Origin of the sequence: Streptomyces sp. NPDC005808 (genome assembly GCF_042871385.1) — a bacterium.
Taxonomy (GTDB): Bacteria; Actinomycetota; Actinomycetes; order Streptomycetales; family Streptomycetaceae; genus Streptomyces.
Window position 1 is genome coordinate 302,058 of the sequence record NZ_JBIAIK010000005.1, and the last position, 17,815, is coordinate 319,872.

17 protein-coding genes are annotated in these 17,815 nt (G+C 69.9%); 4 read left to right on the plus strand and 13 right to left on the minus strand.

Going from position 1 to position 17,815, the window contains the following annotated elements; genetic code table 11:
* Positions 1–101: 101 nt before the first annotated feature.
* The 3 genes from ACFYPC_RS14210 to ACFYPC_RS14220 form a co-directional block, all read right to left on the minus strand.
* Complete coding sequence (locus tag ACFYPC_RS14210; RefSeq protein WP_388674865.1) at positions 102–473, minus strand: ArsR/SmtB family transcription factor; 372 nt, start codon at positions 471–473, stop codon at positions 102–104.
* Complete coding sequence (locus ACFYPC_RS14215; protein WP_388674868.1) at positions 470–916, minus strand: SRPBCC domain-containing protein; 447 nt, start codon at positions 914–916, stop codon at positions 470–472. Before ACFYPC_RS14215 ends, ACFYPC_RS14210 begins: the two co-directional genes overlap by 4 nt.
* A gap of 176 nt (positions 917–1,092) precedes the next feature.
* Entirely contained in the window at positions 1,093–2,124 is a 1,032-nt protein-coding gene (locus tag ACFYPC_RS14220; RefSeq protein ID WP_388674871.1) for a saccharopine dehydrogenase NADP-binding domain-containing protein, read from the minus strand.
* 98 nt (positions 2,125–2,222) lie between these two features.
* Here ACFYPC_RS14220 and ACFYPC_RS14225 point away from each other — a divergent pair, with 98 nt between their 5' ends.
* Positions 2,223–3,170, plus strand: coding sequence for a helix-turn-helix domain-containing protein (locus tag ACFYPC_RS14225; protein ID WP_388674874.1), 948 nt, complete (start codon positions 2,223–2,225; stop codon positions 3,168–3,170).
* A gap of 92 nt (positions 3,171–3,262) precedes the next feature.
* Here the strand turns inward: ACFYPC_RS14225 and ACFYPC_RS14230 are convergent, their stop codons facing one another.
* Positions 3,263–3,835 (minus strand): HAD domain-containing protein, encoded by a 573-nt coding sequence (locus ACFYPC_RS14230; RefSeq protein ID WP_388674876.1) that lies wholly within the window; start codon positions 3,833–3,835, stop codon positions 3,263–3,265.
* Positions 3,832–4,863, minus strand: a complete 1,032-nt coding sequence (locus tag ACFYPC_RS14235; RefSeq protein ID WP_388674878.1) for a GlxA family transcriptional regulator — start codon at positions 4,861–4,863, stop codon at positions 3,832–3,834. The genes ACFYPC_RS14230 and ACFYPC_RS14235 overlap by 4 nt, the downstream gene beginning before the upstream one ends.
* A 257-nt stretch (positions 4,864–5,120) precedes the next feature.
* Between ACFYPC_RS14235 and ACFYPC_RS14240 the strand changes: the two genes are divergently transcribed.
* Positions 5,121–5,597 (plus strand): DUF2269 family protein, encoded by a 477-nt coding sequence (locus ACFYPC_RS14240; protein ID WP_388674880.1) that lies wholly within the window; start codon positions 5,121–5,123, stop codon positions 5,595–5,597.
* Between the two features lie 54 nt (positions 5,598–5,651).
* On the opposite strand, the gene ACFYPC_RS14245 is transcribed toward ACFYPC_RS14240, so the two are convergent.
* From ACFYPC_RS14245 to ACFYPC_RS14260, 4 genes are all read right to left on the minus strand, one after another.
* Complete coding sequence (locus tag ACFYPC_RS14245; protein ID WP_388674883.1) at positions 5,652–6,014, minus strand: VOC family protein; 363 nt, start codon at positions 6,012–6,014, stop codon at positions 5,652–5,654.
* 12 nt (positions 6,015–6,026) lie between these two features.
* Entirely contained in the window at positions 6,027–6,515 is a 489-nt protein-coding gene (locus tag ACFYPC_RS14250; RefSeq protein WP_388674886.1) for a hypothetical protein, read from the minus strand.
* An 86-nt stretch (positions 6,516–6,601) separates the two neighbouring features.
* Positions 6,602–8,107 (minus strand): MFS transporter, encoded by a 1,506-nt coding sequence (locus ACFYPC_RS14255; RefSeq protein WP_388674889.1) that lies wholly within the window; start codon positions 8,105–8,107, stop codon positions 6,602–6,604.
* 163 nt (positions 8,108–8,270) lie between these two features.
* The gene (locus ACFYPC_RS14260) at positions 8,271–9,713 is read right to left on the minus strand and encodes a DUF445 domain-containing protein (protein ID WP_388674892.1); all 1,443 of its coding nucleotides are present in this window, start codon (positions 9,711–9,713) and stop codon (positions 8,271–8,273) included.
* A gap of 204 nt (positions 9,714–9,917) precedes the next feature.
* On the opposite strand from ACFYPC_RS14260, the gene ACFYPC_RS14265 reads away from it, so the two are divergent.
* Positions 9,918–11,246, plus strand: a complete 1,329-nt coding sequence (locus tag ACFYPC_RS14265) for an SGNH/GDSL hydrolase family protein (protein ID WP_388674894.1) — start codon at positions 9,918–9,920, stop codon at positions 11,244–11,246.
* A gap of 108 nt (positions 11,247–11,354) precedes the next feature.
* Here ACFYPC_RS14265 and ACFYPC_RS14270 read toward each other — a convergent pair whose 3' ends face one another.
* Genes ACFYPC_RS14270 through ACFYPC_RS14285 form a run of 4 tightly spaced genes read right to left on the minus strand, consistent with a single transcriptional unit; the run spans position 11,355 to position 14,961 of the window.
* On the minus strand, positions 11,355–12,311 hold the full coding sequence (locus ACFYPC_RS14270; RefSeq protein WP_388674896.1) for a DUF1707 domain-containing protein: 957 nt from the start codon (positions 12,309–12,311) through the stop codon (positions 11,355–11,357).
* 10 nt (positions 12,312–12,321) lie between these two features.
* Positions 12,322–13,287, minus strand: coding sequence for an ATP-binding cassette domain-containing protein (locus tag ACFYPC_RS14275; protein ID WP_388674898.1), 966 nt, complete (start codon positions 13,285–13,287; stop codon positions 12,322–12,324).
* Positions 13,288–13,292: 5 nt separating this feature from the next.
* Positions 13,293–14,144 carry an ABC transporter permease gene (locus ACFYPC_RS14280; protein WP_388675263.1) on the minus strand — a complete coding sequence of 284 codons (852 nt, stop codon included), beginning with the start codon at positions 14,142–14,144 and terminating at the stop codon, positions 13,293–13,295.
* A gap of 16 nt (positions 14,145–14,160) precedes the next feature.
* Positions 14,161–14,961, minus strand: coding sequence for an ABC transporter permease (locus tag ACFYPC_RS14285; protein WP_388674900.1), 801 nt, complete (start codon positions 14,959–14,961; stop codon positions 14,161–14,163).
* A 203-nt stretch (positions 14,962–15,164) separates the two neighbouring features.
* Here ACFYPC_RS14285 and ACFYPC_RS14290 point away from each other — a divergent pair, with 203 nt between their 5' ends.
* Positions 15,165–17,645, plus strand: a complete 2,481-nt coding sequence (locus ACFYPC_RS14290; RefSeq protein ID WP_388674903.1) for a transglycosylase domain-containing protein — start codon at positions 15,165–15,167, stop codon at positions 17,643–17,645.
* Positions 17,646–17,815: the final 170 nt, after the last annotated feature.

Genomic DNA, 17,815 nt, shown 5'->3' on the forward strand with positions numbered 1-17,815 from the left:
CGAACCGAGCTGCCGGAAGCCCTGCTGGCGCCGTTGTCGATCAGCCGGCGCCGTTCGCTTCCACGACGTGCCGTCCTGCAGTCTCCACGACGTGCCGTCCTTCAGTCAGGTCGCATCGAGGGCGAATCCCGCTCCGCCGCCTCCGCGACGCGCTTGATGTTCGCCAGCCGCGTGTCCCAGTCGGCCGCCAGCCCGGCCATCCACCGCGCTGTCGCGTTGAGCGCGTCCGGCCGCACCGCGTACCGCACTTCGCGTCCGACCCGGCCGCCGGAAACCAGCCCGGCGGCGTCCAGGACGGCGAGGTGCTTGACCACCGCCTGCCGCGAGACGGGAAGCCGTTCGGCGAGCGTCGTCGCGGTGGCCTCGCCGCCCTGTGCGGCGAGCACGTCAAGCAGTTGACGCCGTGTCGGGTCGGCCAGTGCGCCGAGGACGCTGTCGACGGCCTCGGCGGGGCCGGGACGTTCTTCCGTCACGTGGAGGGCTGTTCGGCGCGCGTCTTGAGTGCGTCGAGCTCCAGGGGCCAGCCTTCGCTGTGGTCCTTGTGGTTCTGACTGCGCAGTTCCTCGGACCCGGCCAGCGCCGCGAACCCGCTCTCGACGACGTGGAGCCGCGTCTGGTCGCCCTCCTGGGTCAACGTGAACTCCACGAGGGTGCTGTTGCTCTCGCTCAGCTCCTCGCCGGGGAACGCGCTGGTCCAGCGGTACGACAGGTACGTCGGCGGCTCGACCTTCTCCACGCGCACCGGGAAGTCGCCGTGCTCGGCGTTCTTCGCCACCATCGACTCGCCCTCCTTGGCCACGGTGCCGGGCAGGCTCGCCTTGTCGGCCACCCAGAAACCGGGCTGGGCCACCAGCGACCAGACCCGCTCCAGGGGTGCCGCGATCAGGGTTTCGCGTTCGATCCGGTCCTCGCTCATGAGGGGCTCCTTCATCGTCGGCAATGAGTGCAACTCCAGGGTTGCACATTGGTCAGGCCAGGCGCAACCCGAGAGTTGCACTTCTTCCGCAGGGCCTACGCCCGACCCCTGCTCGCCGGACAACACAACCGCTCACCTGCCACCCAGCCGCTGGTCAACCGCTGCTCAGCTGCCGCTCAGTGTGGAAGCTCCACCTCCACGTGAGGGCTCAGCGCCCGCAGGAAGTCCGCCGCGTCGAACATCGCGCCGGCCGAGGCCACGCCCGTCGTCCGCGTCTCCCCGTTCAGGATCCGCTCCACCGCCTCCACCACCAGCGGCGCGGTGACCGCGTAGATGTCCTGCCCGCGAGCCGTGGCCCGGCGCTCGACACCGCCCGCGCTGACGACGACATCAACGACGAACGTCTGGTCGGACCGCCCCAGTTCGTCGATCGCCTCCGGCGCCGGCGTCTCCGCCCCGGCCAGGTCCCGCGCGGCCTCGACGGCCATGTAGGTGGTGACCGCAGGCACATTCAGGTGGCTGGGAATGGTCACGACATCGGCCATCGTGAACTCCGCGATCACCGCGCGCGAGCCCAGCGGCTCCGGGAAGTCCCAGTCACTCTCCACCACCTCGTCGTGGTGGTACTGAAGCTCGCCGTCCACGAAGCGCACCCGGCGGCCCGCGCGCCGCTCATGGGACACCCGTCCGGCGGCCCTGGTGCCCGCCGTGGGACGCCAACTGCTCAGCCCGTACGCGACGTGCGCCTCGTCCGCCGCGGTCCACTCGCCCATCGCCGCGGTCACCAGCAGGTCGCCGAGTCCGCCATAAAAGGCCATGGCCGGAACCACGACGGTTTCGGTCTTTCCGGCTTCCTCCACATAGTCAGCGAACATCGCCGCGTTCGCCTCGATTTCCGCCGCGACATCGACGTACGGAATCCCCACGCGCAAGGCCGCCTCGACGAGCGGGCCGCCGGTGATCGCGAACGGCCCGGCGCAGTTGATGACGGCCGCCGCCCCGGAGAGAGCCCGGTCAAGAGCAGCCGGGTCGTCCACGGTGGCCGGCCGCACGACAAGATCCGGCCACTCGGCGGCCAGCGCCTCCAGCTGCGCCGCGTTACGGCCGGAGATGACGGTGGTGAAGCCGCGCTTTCTCAGCTCGGCGACGATGAAGCGGCCGGTGTGACCGGTCGCCCCGTAAACAACCACAACAGCTGTCGCGCCCATGATTCCCCCATCTCGATGTCCCCGATGAGGGCAACTCTCCCTGCGATCAGGGGCCGACCGTGATGGTCCGGAACGACAATATGCGTACACTTTCGGACGTGCCTACTGTCGCGCTGCTCGCCGCCGGACATCTGCTGCACTTCGAACTGGGGGTGGCCTACGAGGTCTTCGGCAATCCTCCGAGTGAAGCCACCAAGGGCTGGTACGACGTACTGCTCTGCGGGCCGGGACCGGTGCGGGTCGGCCCGTTCACGGTCGAGCCCGACCACGGCCTGGACCGGGCGGTCGGCGCCGACACCGTGATCGTGCCCGCGTGCGCCGACATCGACGAACCGCTGCCGCCGGAGCTGGTCGAAGCCGTACACGCGGCCCACGCGACGGGCGCCCGGGTCGCCTCCCTCTGCACCGGGGCGTTCGTGCTCGGCGCGGCGGGCCTGCTGGACGGCCGGCGGGCCACCACCCACTGGGCGCACACCGACGAGCTGAGAGCACGTCATCCGCTGGCCGAGGTCGACCCGGACGTGCTCTACACGGACAACGGCAGTGTGCTCACGGCCGCGGGCAAGGCCGCCGCCGTGGACCTGTGCCTCCACCTGATCCACCTGGACCACGGCGCCGCCATCGCCAACTCCGTCGCCCGACGGCTCGTCATGCCACCCCACCGGCCGGGCGGCCAGGCCCAGTTCGTGTCCACCCCGATCCAGGCCACCGGCGACCACAAGCTCGCTCAGCTGTTCGCCTGGGTCCAGCAGCGCCTTGACCAGCCGCTGACGGTGACCGACCTGGCCCGGCGGGCGAACACGAGCCCTCGCAACCTCGGACGGCAGTTCCAATCGGTGATCGGCCAGTCCCCGATCCAGTGGCTGCTGGCCCAACGGGTGCGCCGTGCCCAGGAGTTGCTGGAGGCCACGGACGAGAGTATCGAGGCGGTCGCCCTTGCCACCGGGATGGGCACCGCGACGACACTCCGGCGCCAGTTCAAGCGGACCGTGGGGGTACCGCCGGACAGCTACCGGCGGGCGTTCCGCAGCGCGCGGCCCGCCTGACGGGCCTCGCCGGCCAGGCCGCCCGCAGGCCCGAAAGCGCGAGATCCGTTCCAAGGGTGCCGCGCGGCGGCCCCAGATGACCAGGAGCGAGGTCACCCACGGTCGGGAGGGAGGGATCGGCTCGCGGATTCTTCGCGCAGCCACTCGCCGAGCGCGGCGTAATCGGCGTCGGTGAGACCCTGACTCGGGTGGACCCGGTGGAGCAGGGCTTTGCCTCGGTGGTGCGCCGCCACCCAGGTCCGGTCGGTGTCGGTGATCTCGTCGTCGACCCAGATGAACGGGCGACCGGCTGCCCAGTTGACGAGGGGGCGGGTTTTCCAGTGCAGTCCGTTGCGCTCGTCCTGCTCGTCCTGCTCGTCGGTGTCCGATGGCTCCGGCCAGATCACTACGCGCAGCTCGGGCAGGCCGAGCCGGGGTGCGATGGATTCGTTCGCGTCGGTCATCCATGTCGTGGCCCAGACCAGTTCGCACGGTAATGCCGCCAAGCAGGGGCCGTGCTCGGGATTGACCCTGGTCAGGAGTGGATTCGAGTCGGCCCGGTGTGACTCGGGCCCCCGCTGACAGGTCGGGTGCCCATGGGGGTACTGCGGAGGCGGCGCCCCGAAGGGGATGAGCGGTCCGTCGACATCGAGGAAGAGCAACGGGCGCTGTTCGGAACCGGTCACCGCTGGACGACAGCGCACGCTCGGGGCCCCGTCGAGCCCGACGCCGACACCGATGCCGGCACGGAGGCCGAACCCGCCCCCGAGGCATCCCCCTGAAACGCCCGCCGATACGCGTACGGGCTCGTCCCCACCACCCTCTTGAACCGCTCCCGGAAGGCCGTCGGGGAGCCGAATCCCGCCTGGGACGCGATGCGTTCGACCGGGTAGGTGGTCGTCTCCAGGAGGTACTGGGCGCGCCGTACCCGGGCCCGGTGCAGCCACTGCAGAGGCGTGGTTCCTGTCTGTTCGCGGAAGCGGCGGTTGAGCGTACGGGTGCTCGTGCCGGCGCGGGCGGCGATGTCCTCCAGGGTCAGTTCGCGCTCGGCGTTCTCCTCCAGCCAGTCGAGGAGAGGCTCCAGGGTTGCGCCGGCCGGTACCGGTGGCTGGGTGTGGATGATGAACTGGGCCTGGCCGCCCTCCCGTTCGAGGGGGACGACGGACATCCGGGCCGCGTGTGCGGCGACGGCCGAACCGTGGTCCTTGCGGATCATGTGCAGGCACATGTCGATCGCGGCGGCGGCGCCGGCTGAGGTGAGGAACTGGCCGTTGTCGACGTAGAGGACGTTCGGGTCGACGGTCACGGCGGGGTACATCTCCGCCAGGTCCCGGGCCGCGATCCAGTGCGTCGTCGCGCGCAGCCCGTCCAGCAGGCCGGTGGCGGCGAAGACGAAGGCGCCCACGCAGATCGAGGCGATCCGGGTGCCGTTCGCAGCTGCCGCGCGTACCGCCTCCGCGACGCCCGGCGGGAGCGGGACGGTCGGGTCGGCGACCCCCGGCAGGATGATCGTGTCCGCCTCGGCCAGCGCATCGAGGCCGTACGGGGCACGCACCGCGAACGGACCCGCGCTCACCTCCTCCGTCACCGAGCAGACCCGGATCCGGTACGCCTCCCGCCCGTCGGGCAGCCGCGCCCAGCCGAAGGTGTCGATCGGGGCGGAGAGGTCGAACGGGATGACCTGGTCGAGCGCGAGTACGGCAACGGTGTGCATGGCAAGAGAGTAGGGGTGCAACGAGTTCTGGTCAGGCGACGGGGTCTGGTCAGCAGCGGTGCGAGTCACACGCATCCGGCAGCACTGGGAACCACGAGCTCATGCGCACACGGCATCCCTCCGAACGGCTCTGAATCCCTCCGAACGGCTGAATCCTCCGAACGGCTGAATCCCTCCGAACGACGCTGGCGAGAATCCGTTGGGTACTGGCAGAACCGCCACTTCTGAAGATCCCCGCGGCCCCCTACCGTCACCCCGTGACCAAGTTTCTCCTCGCCGTCCACGTCATCGCCGCGATCGTCGCCATCGGGCCCGTGACGGTCGCCGCCAGCATGTTCCCGCCGACCGCGCGCAAGGCGCTCGCCGAGCCGGGGGACGCGCAGACCCTCGCGACCACGCGCCTGCTGCATCGCATCTGCCGGGTGTACGCCACCGTCGGCGTCGCCGTTCCCGTCTTCGGGTTCGCCACGGCGAGCAACATGGGCGTCCTCGGCGACACCTGGCTGATCGTCTCGATCGTGCTGACGGCCCTCGCCGCGGTCGTCCTCGCCGCGCTGGTGCTGCCGAGGCAGGCGTCGATCATGGAGGGCATCTGGGATGCCGGCGGCCGTGCGGTCACGGTGACCCCGCGGGCGACCGCACGGCTCGCCATGTTCACCGGGATCTTCAACCTGCTGTGGGCCACCGTCACGGTCCTGATGATCATTCGGCCGGGATCCACGACGGGGGCTTAGACCAGGCCTGGAGGCCTGGATGCCTGGGTGCCTGGGTGCCTGGACACTCCGTCGTTACGCCCCCCGGTGCCCCAGCACGTTCACGACCCGCCCGTTCGGGTCCCGTACGAAGAAGCGCCGTACGCCCCACTCCTCGTCCCGCAACTCCCGTACGATCTCCGCGCCCGAGGCGACCACCTGCGCGTACACCGCGTCGACGCCCTCGACCTCCATGCTCAGGTCGGGGACGACGGGGGCGGTCCGCTCCTCGGTGCAGAAGGTGATCTGGGCGGTGGGGGTGGAAGGGGAGGCGAGTGTCATGGCCCAGCCCAGGTGCATGACCTGCTCCAAACCGAGCAGGCCGTAGAAGTCACTGCTGGCCCTCATCGCCTCCTCGGAGTCGACCTGGAAGTCGGGCACGATTCTGCGGACGGTCATCGGAGCGATTCCTCACGTGAGGTGGGCGTACAGCAGTCCGTCCGTCGAGTCTTCCTCGACCGGCCGGAACCGGCGAGCCACCGCCGCCGCGACGAGTACCGCGGCACCGATCAGGAACGTGCAGAACCCCCATGTCAGGGGCCACGAGTGCGCCAGGCCGTCCGGCCGGCCCGGGTTCGTACGCAGCGAGATGTGCATCAGCGCCACGGGGGGCGCCGCCACCAGCAGCAGGGGCCAGCCCAGGTAGTCCCGGTGGCCGAAGTAGGCCGCCAGCGCCAGTAGGACCAGGGCCAGGGCGACGATCCCGATGACCCCGATGACCCCGCCGACCGTCACCGGGGTCGTCTCGTCGACGGAACCGGGCGCCTGGGCGCGGTTGTTCAGGTCCCACGGGACACAGACGAGGTACGCCGCGCCGGAGAGGGCGGCGCCGAGCACGCGGGTCAGCCAGCGTTCCGGCCAAGGGCGCGTTCGCAGAGGGCTCAACAGCTTCTCGGTCATGCGTACGAGGTTTGCGCGGCGTGCGGGGGCCCGACAGAGTACGGGTACTCAGTCGGGCAGCCCACCTACTCAAACGGGGCGCCCCCTCACGTCGCCGGTGCCGACGACGGCGACCCCCCATCCTTCTCCACCACCGACAGCGGCGTGGCGATGTCCTCCAGCGAACGGCCCTCCGCCTTCACCGCGAAGAACACCGCGACCAGACCCGCCGCGCACATCAGACCCGCACCGATCTGGAAGGCGAGCACCGTGTCGTCGACGACGCCGGACTCCGTGAGGTCGGCGAAGACCAGCGGGCCGCTGATACCGCCGGCGGCCGTGCCGAGCGCGTAGAAGAAGGCGATGGCCATGGCACGGGTCTCCATCGGGAAGACCTCGGAGACCGTCAGATAGGCGCTGGAGGCGCCCGCCGACGCGAAGAACAGCACGACGCACCAGCAGGCCGTCATCGTCACGGCGCTCAGCGATCCCCGGTCGAAGAGCCAGGCCGTACCGAACAGCAGGATGCCGGAGAGGAGATACGTCGTGGAGATCATGACGCGCCGCCCGACCGTGTCGAACAGCTTGCCCAGCAGCAGCGGGCCCAGGAAGTTGCCGGCCGCGATGACGGCGAAGTAGTAACCGGTGCTGCCGGTCGGCACGTCGAAGAACGTGGTGAGGATGGCGCCGAAGCCGAAGGTGATCGCGTTGTAGAGGAACGCCTGCCCGATGAAGAGCGCGAGGCCGAGCGTTGCCCGCTTCGGGTAGCGGCCGAAGACGGTCTTGGCGATCAGGCCGAAGCCGATGCTCTTGCGCTGCTGGATGGTGATCTCACGGTCGGGCTGCGGCAGCGGTTCGCCCTTCTCCTGCTCGATCTCGCGTTCCACGGAGGAGACCAGGGCCTCGGCCTCCTCGCCGCGGCCGTGGATGAACTGCCAGCGCGGACTCTCCGGCACATGCCGTCTGACCAGCAGGATCACCAGGCCCAGTACGACGCCGAGCGCGAAGGTCAGCCGCCAGCCGACGTCCTTGGGGAAGATGGACGTGTTCAGCATCAGGACGGACAGCAGCGCTCCGCCGACCGCGCCCAGCCAGTAGCTGCCGTTGATGATCAGGTCGACCCGGCCGCGGTACTTGGACGGGATCAGCTCGTCGATCGCCGAGTTGATGGCGGCGTACTCGCCGCCGATGCCGAAGCCGGTGAAGAAGCGGAAGACGAAGAACCACCAGGGCGAGAAGGAAAGCGCGGTGAGAGCCGTCGCCGCGAGATAGACCGCCAGGGTGATCATGAAGAGTTTCTTGCGGCCGTAGCGGTCGGTCAGCCAGCCGAAGAACAGCGCCCCCGCACAGGCACCCGCCACATAGAGCGCCGCCGCGATACCGGTGACCTGTGCGGAGGAGATCGCCAGCCCGCTGCCCTCCTCGGAGAGGCGGCCGGCGATGTTACCGACAGTGGTGACCTCCAGGCCGTCCAGGATCCATACGGTTCCCAGGCCGATCACGATCATCCAGTGCCAGCGGGACCACGGCAGCCGGTCCAGACGCGCGGGTACCGCCGTGGTGACCGTTCCCGTGGAGGCGGGCACAGCGCCCGGCGTCGCTGATGCTGTCATGGCTCCCTCTCCGTCGAGTGACCCTGGGTGATCACTCGACAATCAGCGAGTGATCCATGGGTGGCCCAACCAGAGTGCCCTCATCTGCGCGTCTCACGCCCGTCGAACAGAGCGGCGCGCAACCCCCCGAGCGGCCGGGCGCACCACCACCCGAGGCCGAACCTCACGCCCCCAACGCCCGCGAAACCGTATAGATCAGCAGCCCCGCCAGCGACCCCACCACCGTGCCGTTGATCCGGATGAACTGCAGGTCGCGCCCGATGTTGGCCTCGATCTTCCTGGTCGTGTGCTCGGCGTCCCAGCTTGCGACCGTGTCGGTGATCAGGGAGGTGATCTCGCGCCGGTACGTCGTCACGACGTACACCGCCGCGCCCTCGACCCAGCCGTCGACCTTGGCCTGCACCTTGGGCTCCACCGCCATCCGGGCACCCAGCGACAGCAACGACGCCCTCACCCGCAGCCGCAGTTCGCTCCGCTCGTCCTCCGCGGCGGACACGATCATGGACCGTACGGCCGTCCAGGCGGACGCGATCAGGTCCTGGACCTCACCGCGGCCGAGGACCTCGCCCTTGAGGCGTTCCACGCGCGCCCGGGTGTCGGTGTCGGACTGGAGGTCGGAGGCGAAGTCGGTGAGGAAACGGTCCAGGGCGCCGCGGGCCGGGTGCGAGGGGGCGTCGCGCATCTCGGTGACGAACCGGAGCAACTCCTTGTAGACGCGCTCGCCGACCCTCTTGTCGACGAAACGCGGGGTCCAGCCGGGGGCGCCGCCCTGCACCGCGTCCATGACCTGGGCGTCGTGCAGGACGAGCCAGTCGTGAGCGCGCGCGACGACCAGATCCACGACGCGCTTGTGGCCGCCGTCCGCGACGATCTTCTCCAGCATTTTCCCTACGCCGGGCGCGATCTCGGCGGAGTCGGCGCGCCGCGTGATCGCCTCGCCGACCACCGCCTGCACGTCGGAGTCGCGCAGCACGGTCAGCGCCCCCCGGAGCGCGGCGGCCAGCTCCGCCGTCACCCGGTCGGCGTGCTCCGGTTCGGCGAGCCAGGCACCGAGACGGCTGCCGATGCCGACGGCGCGCAGCCGGCCCCGTACGACCTCCTCCGAGAGGAAGTTCTCGCCGACGAACTCGCCGAGCGAGACGCCGAGCTGGTCCTTCTTGGTGGGGATGATCGCCGTGTGCGGGATGGGCAGGCCCAGCGGGTGGCGGAAGAGAGCCGTCACCGCGAACCAGTCGGCGAGCGCGCCGACCATGCCCGCCTCGGCAGCCGCGGCGACGTATCCGGCCCACGGGCCCGCTCCCTCGTTCGACGCCCACTTGGCGAGGACGTACACGACCGCCACGAAGAGCAGCAGGCCGACCGCCGTCGCCTTCATCCGGCGTACGCCTCGCTGTTTCTCCTCGTCGGCAGGGCTGAAAGAGGTCATCGCACGGCGCGCGTCGTCAGCCTTGGGCGCCTCCTCCCGGTTCGTCGCGTCCGTCTCGGGCGCCCCCTCCCGGTTCGTCGCGTCCGTCTCGGCCGCCCCCTCCCGGTTCGTCGCGGGGACCGGCAGGGCATGCTGCCCATCGGCATCCGCGCCCGCTTCTTCCGGATTCGTACGTTCCATTCACTCCACCCGTTCGCGTCCCCCGCACACATTGTCCCTTCCTGACCGACTCCCGGAACAGAACAAGAGTTCCCGGCGCCTGTCCGAGGGACAAAGTTGCGGCTGAAGTTTCACGAGTGCGACGGTTGGGCCCCACCCATGACGCATCATTGGGTGATCACACCGGAGCCTCGGGCTCCCGTCGCCCGAGGGGAAACGCACCGCATGACCAAGCCACGCGGTTATGCCCTGTTGGCCGGAATCATCGCTGTGGTCCTGGTCGTCTCCGCCGCGATATTCGTCGGCGTCGCCGGCGACGAGGGCGGCGGACAGAGCAACCTCGCCGGTGCTCGGTCCCCGCGGGGCACCGCCGCCCCCGTCTCCACCGACACCTGGGTCGGCGCCTGGGCGGCCTCCCCCGCCGGAGCCGAGCCGGGCACCGACGTCAACGGCATGGCCGGCCGTTCGGTCCGCAACGTCGTCCACACGAGTACGGGCGGCAGAAGTGCCCGGATCACACTCTCCAACCTCTACGGACGACAGCCTCTCGCCATCACGCACGCCACGATCGCCGTGGCGGAGACCGCGAACAGCGCCGCCGCCGAACCGGGCACCATGGCCCGCCTCACCTTCGGCGGCAACACCTCGGTGGTCATCCCGCCGGGGCAGCAGGTACTCAGCGACGCGGTGAACGTGCGGGTCCCTGGCGACTCGGACCTACTCGTCACCACGTTCTCGCCGACGCGGTCGGGCCCGGTCACCTTCCACCCGCACGCGCGCCAGATCTCCTACGTCGCCGCCGGCGACCTCTCGGACGAGGTGAGCGGAGTCTCCTACACCGAGGAGACGCGGTACTGGCGTTATCTGACCGCCGTCGACGTCCTCAGTGGCGAGTCCGTGGGCACCATCGTCGCCCTCGGCGACTCCCTCACCGACGGCGGCACCGCCACCGTGGGCGCCAACCACCGCTACCCCGACTACCTTTCGGACCGGCTCCGCGCCGCCGCCGGCACCGACGGAGCGCCCCGCTACAGCGTCGTCAACGAGGGCATGGGCGGCAACCAGCTCCTCACCTCCCGGCCCGGCAGCCCTGCCGAGAACCCGAGCGCCCTGTCCCGCTTCGGCCGCGACGTACTCGGCCGTCCGAACGTCAAGGCCGTCGTCATCGACCTCGGCATCAACGACCTCCTGCGCAACCCGAGCAGGGTCCAGGCAAAGACGATCACCGACGGACTGCGCACGCTGGTCCGGCAGGCGCACGCCCACGGGATCATCGTCATCGGGGCGACACTGATGCCGTTCAAGGGGGCCGGCGGCTACACCGACCAGCGTGAGGCCGTACGTCAGGCCATCAACGCGGAGATCCGGACGGGAAAGGTGTTCGACGCGGTGGTCGACTTCGATGAGGCGCTGCAGGATCCGTACGATCCACGCAGGCTGCGCCCCGACTACGACTCCGGCGATCATCTGCATCCCAGTGACCAGGGGAACGAGCGGATGGCGGAGGTCTTCGACCTGGGAGCGCTGTCGCAGTCGGTGACGGCCACGATGTAGGGGCCGGCCGCCTGTCGCGCGAGCCGGTGACACGGAGCGGCGGAGCACCCGAGCGGGAGCCGAACCCGGAGCGGGTACAGGTACAGAAGCCGAAGCCGAAGCTGTACGTCAATGCCCCCCGTGCCGACGCCGATGGCGCTCATCCCGGCGCGCCTGATGCCGCTCCCGGCGCTCCTCCTGCCGCTCCCGGCGCTCCTCGTTCCGTTCGCGGATCAGGTCGCGGGCCTCGTCCAGCGCGTCCAGCGCGTCGAACGCGTCGCCGAGACCGTCGCGGTCGTCGCGGTCGTCGCGGTCACCGCGGTCGCCGCCTGAACCCTGGAGCTCCTTGCGGGCCTCGCGCCGCTCCAGCTTCTCCTGGCGGCGCGCCTCCTTCAGCCGCTGGCGCTCTGCGCGGGTCAGCTTCCGCTCCACGCCCACACCGCCCCAGAAGGCGAAGCCCGTGACGATCACCCGCGGGGCGCCGGGCTCCCCCGGGACACCCTCCTCACGGTGGTCGAAGCCGCCCATGATGCCGATACCGCGCACGACGACCTCGACACCGGGCGGTACGACGATATTCATACCGCCCATGATCGCGACACAGTTGACGACCACCTCGCGGTCCGCGAAGTACGCCTCACGCAGGTCGATCTCACCGCCGCCCCAGAACGCGAAGGAGTTGAAGCGCCTGGGCATCGTCCAGCGCCCCTTGCGCTGGAAGCCCGCCATGATCGCGACACCCCACGAGGACGAACCCTCGCCGCCGACGATCCGGTCCGCCCAGGCCCCCGACCCACTCCCGGCGGGCTGCTTGACCATGTTCACCACAGGCGGCGTCACGCCCGGGTCCGGCAGATCACGGGTGATCGGCGCCAGCTCCCCGTACGTTCGCGCCTTGTACGTGGCCTCCAGCCGCTCCTCGAACTCCTCCATGTCGAGGCGGCCCTCCGCGAGGGCGTCCCTCAGCACGTCGGTGACTCTCTCCCGGTCGGCGTCCGAAGCCCGCAGTTCGGGACTGGGAAGTCCCGGGTCCCGCGGCGCCGGCCGCCCGTCGTCGCGTCCCTCGGAAGGCACAGGCTCGCTCATGCAACGAAGCCTACGAGACCGCCTTCTCCGCGTACATGCGGCCGATGACCGCCTCGATGTCCGGCTCCCGCACCGAGAGGTCCACCAGCGGGTACTCCGCCGCGATCCGCGCCACGAGCGGAGCCGCCGACTGAGCAGCGGGGAACGCGAGCCACTGCCGCGGCCCCTCCACCCTCACCACCCGCGCCGAGGCGACCTCGATCGGCGGAAGCTCCCGCTCCAGGTCCACCACCAGCGTCCGCTCGCTCTCCCCCACCTCGTGCAGCCCGGACAACGCACCGTCGTACATCAGCCGCCCGTGGTCGATGACCATCACCCGCTTGCACAACTGCTCGATGTCGGTGAGGTCATGGGTGGTGAGCAGGACGGTCGTACCGCGCTCGGCGTTCAGATCCCGCAGGAACTCCCGCACCCGCGCCTTGCTGATCACGTCGAGCCCGATCGTCGGCTCGTCGAGATACAGCACCTCCGGATCGTGCAGCAGGGCCGCCGCGATGTCACCGCGCATCCGCTGCCCCAGGGAGAGTTGCCGCACCGGCACGTCCAACAGGGCGCCCAGCTCCAGGAGTTCGACACACCGGTCGAGGTTCGCGCGGTAACGGACGTCCGGGATCCGGTACATGCGGTGCATCAGCCGGTAGGAGTCGATCAGCGGGAGGTCCCACCACAGGGTCGTACGCTGCCCGAAGACGACGCCGATGCGCTGCGCGAGCCGGGTCCGCTCACGCGACGGGTCGATGCCCGCGACCCGCAGCCGGCCGCCGCTCGGGGTGAGGATGCCGGTCAGCATCTTGATGGTGGTCGACTTGCCGGCGCCGTTCGGGCCGATGTAGCCGACCATCTGCCCGCGCGGCACGGTGAAGGAGATCGAGTCGACCGCCCGCACCTGCCGCCGCTCACTGCGCAGGAACCCGGTCTTCTTGCGCACGTCGAAGACCTTCTCGACCCCTTCGAGCTCAATGAAGTCACTGTCCACGTCGGCTAGCTCCCCGTGCTCCGGTACGAACGAAGTCCCGCCCGCCAGGCAAGTCCCGCCAGCGCACAGCAGACCGCGGCCACCAGCGGCGAGACGAAGGCGACCCACGTCGGCAGGTCGAGCGGATAGGGCCGCCCCAGCACATACAGCCCGGGCAGCCAGTTGACGAAGGCCAGCGGGAACACGAAGGTCACCCCGCGCACCAGGTCCTTGGCGAAGACGGTCGGCGGGTACTGCAGGAGCGTACTGCCGCCGTACGTAAAGGAGTTCTGCGCCTGGGACGCGTCCTGCGCCACGAACTGGAAGGCCGCGCCCGCCACGAACACGGCTCCGAAGATCGCGCCGCCGCTGAGCAGTGTCAGCGGGATCAGGAGCACCTTGAGCGGCGTCCAGGAGATGTCGAGTGCGACGAGGGCGTACCCGAGGACCAGCAGGCCCTGGGTGACCCGGCCGATCCGGCGCACCGCGAAACGGTCGGCGGCGACCTGGGCGAGGACGGGCACGGGCCGCACGAGGAGCGTGTCGAGCGTGCCGTCGCGCACCCGCTGTCCCAGCCGGTCCATCGTGCCGAACCCCAGGTCCGCCAGCCCGAAGGCGGTGCCACCGAGCCCGTACAGCAGGGCGACCTCGGCAAGCGAGTAACCGCCGAGCCGGTCGACCTGCGAGAACATCAGCAGGATGGTCAGGAAGTCGAGGCCGGTCATCACGAAGTTGCCGAACAAGGTCATCGCGAACGAGGCGCGGTAGGCCATCGTGGAGCGGATCCACATCGCGGCGATCATGCGGTAGGCGCGCAACCCGTCCCGCACACGGGCATACGCCCCCTGCCTGGGCGTGGGCCACGAGGTGTCCGCCACCCGCTCGTCGACCTGGCTAGCCACCCTGCACCACCACCCTCCGCGTCGCCGCCGACTGCACGAGCCGCCCGGCCGCGAGCAGCACGGCGGCCCAACCGATCTGGAATGCGTACGTACCCAGCGGATCGGCCGTACCGAGCAGCACGTCCGCGGGCGCCTGGATCAGGGACGACCAGGGCAGGGCGCGTACGACCTCGCCGAGCGCGCCCGGGAAGACGTTCAGCGGCAGCACCATGCCCGAGCAGAAGATCGCCAGGATCCAGGCCATCTGCGCCACGCCCGCCCCGTCCATGAGCCAGAACGCCGACAGCGCCACCAGATAGCGGATCGCGAAGCTGACAAGCACCCCGAGGGCGACCGCGACCATGAACGCGATCCACGTCAACAGGTCCCCGGGCAGCGCGAGTTCGAAGAACAGCGCGCCGAACACCAGCGGGACCGCGCCGCGCACCGGCAGATGGAACAGCGCCCGGCCCATGTCCTGCGCCAGCCACCACAGTTGCAGGTCGACAGGCCGGTACAGGTCGATCGCGATGTCCCCCGTACGGATGCGCTCGATCAGCTCGTCCTCGAAACCGCCGCCCATCACCGACACCACCGTGAGCAGCCCCTGCCCCAGCCACACATAGGTGAGCGCCTGCGCCTGGTCGTAGCCACCGAGGTGCGGTTTCTCGTCCCAGAGCGCGATGAAGGTGTACGCGAGGATCAGCCCGAAGACGGTGTTGGTGAACAGGCCCGCCGCGGTGGCCACCCGATAGGTGGCGTACCGACGGAAACCGCCGACCGCGACGGCGACGTACAGCCGCGCTGTGCCCACAAAGAGGCCCTCCCTCAACGCGTCAAGGCCGAAGCGCACGACCCTAGCCGCCGGGTGACACGCCCCGCCAGGCATTTTCCGGGCGCGACGCGTGCCGGGGTGAGGGAACGGAACGCATGGTGCGACAGTCTTCAAGAGGGGGCGCAACAGGCGTACGAGGGCGTACGGGAACGTACGACGCGAAACGGGAGTCCGGCGAACAGATGAGCGACGAGCCACAGCCGCAGCAGAACAGCCAGGGCTGGGCGCCCAGGGAACCGCACCCGGGGCCGGACCGACGACAGGAACCTGGTCGGGGTCCGGGCTCTGACCCCGTGCCGGAGCCGACGCCCGACGGGACGCAGAAGAAGCAGAAGAAGCAGAAGCGCAAGCGCACCGGCTGGCGCCGGATCATCCCGACCTGGCGCATGGTGCTCGGCACCTTCCTCACCGTGGTCCTGCTTCTGATCGGCCTCTTCGCGCTCGGCTACTACCTGGTCAAGATCCCGCCCGCGAACGCCGCCGCGACCAAGCAGAGCAACGTCTACCTCTACGCCGACGGCAGCCAGCTCGCCCGCGACGGCGAGGTCAACCGCGAGAACGTGACGATCGCGCAGATCTCCCGGGACGCCCAGCACGCGGTGCTCGCTGCCGAGGACCGGGACTTCTACTCGGAGTCGGCCGTCGACCCCAAGGCGATGATCCGCGCCGCCTGGAACACGGCCACCGGCAAGGGCAAGCAGTCCGGCTCGACGATCACCCAGCAGTACGTGAAGAACTACTACCTGGGCCAGGAGCAGACGGTCACCCGGAAGGTGAAGGAGTTCTTCATCTCCATCAAGCTCGACCGCGAGAAGAGCAAGGACGACATCCTCGAGGGCTACCTCAACACCAGCTACTTCGGCCGCAACGCATACGGCATCCAGGCCGCCGCCCAGGCGTACTACGGCGTCGACGCCATCGACCTGACGGTGGGTCAAGGCGCTTACCTGGCAGCGCTGTTGAACGCGCCGAGCGAGTACGACGTGATCGCGCACCCCGAGAACAAGTCGGCGGCCGTGGCCCGCTGGAACTACGTACTCGACGGCATGGTCAAGAAGAACTGGCTCAGCGCCTCGGACCGCGCCGCGGTCAAGTTCCCCACCCCCAAGGAGGCCAAGGGCTCGGCGGGCATGTCCGGCCAGCGCGGCTATCTCGTCCAGGCCGTCAGGGACTACCTCGTCACCAACAAGATCATCGACGAGGACACCCTCTCCACCGGCGGCTACCGCATCACCACCACCATCCAGAAGCCGAAGCAGGACGCCTTCGTCGAGGCCGTCAACGACCAGGTGATGGACAAGCTCGACAAGGAGAACCGCAAGGTCGACACCTATGTCCGCGCGGGCGGCGTCGCCATCGACCCCTCCACCGGCAAGGTCGTCGCGATGTACGGCGGCATCGACTACACCAAGCAGTACGTCAACAACGCCACCCGCCGCGACTACCAGGTCGGCTCCACCTTCAAGCCCTTCGTCTTCACCTCGGCCGTCCAGAACGACTCACAGACCCAGGACGGCCAGACCATCACCCCCAACACGGTCTACGACGGCACCGACCGGCGCCCGGTGGAGGGCTGGGACGGCGGCACGTACGCGCCCGAGAACGAGGACGGCGTCTCCTACGGCGACATCACCGTCCGCACCGCCACCGACAAGTCGGTGAACGCGGTGTACGCGCAGATGGCGGTGGACGTCGGCCCCGCCGAGGTCAAACAGACGGCGATCGACCTCGGACTCCCCGCCAACACCCCCGACCTGACCGCCACCCCCTCCATCGCGCTCGGCCCGGCCACCGCCAGCGTCCTCGACATGACCGAGGCGTACGCCACCCTCGCCAACCACGGCAAGCACGGCACGTACACCCTGGTCGACAAGATCACCAAGGACGGCGCGCAGGACGTACAGCTGCCGAAGCAGGACCCCCAGCAGGTGGTGACCCGCGAGGCCGCCGACACGACCACGTCCATGCTCCAGAGCGTCGTCGACGGCGGCACCGGCACAGCGGCCCAGGGCGCCGACCGGCCCGCCGCCGGCAAGACCGGCACCGCCGAGGAGGACCAGGCCGCCTGGTTCGCCGGCTACACCCCCGACCTCGCCACCGTCGTCTCCGTCATGGGCCAGGACCCCGACACCGGCGCCCACAAATCCCTGTACGGCGCCCTCGGCCAAGCCCGCATCAACGGAGGCGGCCCCCCGGCGCAGATCTGGGCCCAGTTCACGAAGGCCGCACTGGACGGCACCGAGCCGACCGACTTCGACCTCGAACTCCAGCCGGGCGCCGAGGAACCGCAGCCCCCGACCGACGAGCCCTCCGTCGAGCCCCCCGTCATCGGCGGCCAGGACAACGGCGGCACGACGGGCGGCACGCAGTCCCCGCCGGTCCAGCCCCCGGGCCAGACGAACGGCCCGACCCAGGGCCAGACGGACGGCGGCACCACCACGACGGGCGGCACCACGACCGACGGCGGCACCACGACTGACGGCGGGACCACCACCACCGGCACCACCACGGACGGCGGCACCACCACCACCGGCACCACCACGGACGGCGGCACCACCACCGAGGGCGCAACGACCGACGGAGGGACGGACACCGGCGGGACGGACGTGGGAACGATCGCGGGGGCGGGACCGCCGAACCAGCCCTCGACCCGAAAACCCTGACCGGCCTCAGTGACCGGACCTCAGCGACCGGAGGTCACCTTCAGCTCCACCCCGGCACCTTGGGGCACCCTGTGGCCTGCAAAATCACCACCCGTCCAACTCCGTTGCCACCATTGGGATTTACTTGATCCGAGCCCCGGAGAACACGACGTGCACAGACATCCACAGGA

Excerpts from the sequence above, each read along its gene's own strand:
- ACFYPC_RS14250 (WP_388674886.1), bottom strand. The coding sequence starts at position 6,515 with ATGACCGAGAAGCTGTTGAGCCCTCTGCGAACGCGCCCTTGGCCGGAA.
- ACFYPC_RS14255 (WP_388674889.1), bottom strand. The coding sequence starts at position 8,107 with ATGACAGCATCAGCGACGCCGGGCGCTGTGCCCGCCTCCACGGGAACG.
- ACFYPC_RS14235 (WP_388674878.1), bottom strand. The coding sequence starts at position 4,863 with ATGCACACCGTTGCCGTACTCGCGCTCGACCAGGTCATCCCGTTCGAC.
- ACFYPC_RS14220 (WP_388674871.1), bottom strand. The coding sequence starts at position 2,124 with ATGGGCGCGACAGCTGTTGTGGTTGTTTACGGGGCGACCGGTCACACC.
- ACFYPC_RS14290 (WP_388674903.1), top strand. The coding sequence starts at position 15,165 with ATGAGCGACGAGCCACAGCCGCAGCAGAACAGCCAGGGCTGGGCGCCC.
- ACFYPC_RS14270 (WP_388674896.1), bottom strand. The coding sequence starts at position 12,311 with ATGAGCGAGCCTGTGCCTTCCGAGGGACGCGACGACGGGCGGCCGGCG.
- ACFYPC_RS14265 (WP_388674894.1), top strand. The coding sequence starts at position 9,918 with ATGACCAAGCCACGCGGTTATGCCCTGTTGGCCGGAATCATCGCTGTG.
- ACFYPC_RS14215 (WP_388674868.1), bottom strand. The coding sequence starts at position 916 with ATGAGCGAGGACCGGATCGAACGCGAAACCCTGATCGCGGCACCCCTG.
- ACFYPC_RS14260 (WP_388674892.1), bottom strand. The coding sequence starts at position 9,713 with ATGGAACGTACGAATCCGGAAGAAGCGGGCGCGGATGCCGATGGGCAG.
- ACFYPC_RS14245 (WP_388674883.1), bottom strand. The coding sequence starts at position 6,014 with ATGACCGTCCGCAGAATCGTGCCCGACTTCCAGGTCGACTCCGAGGAG.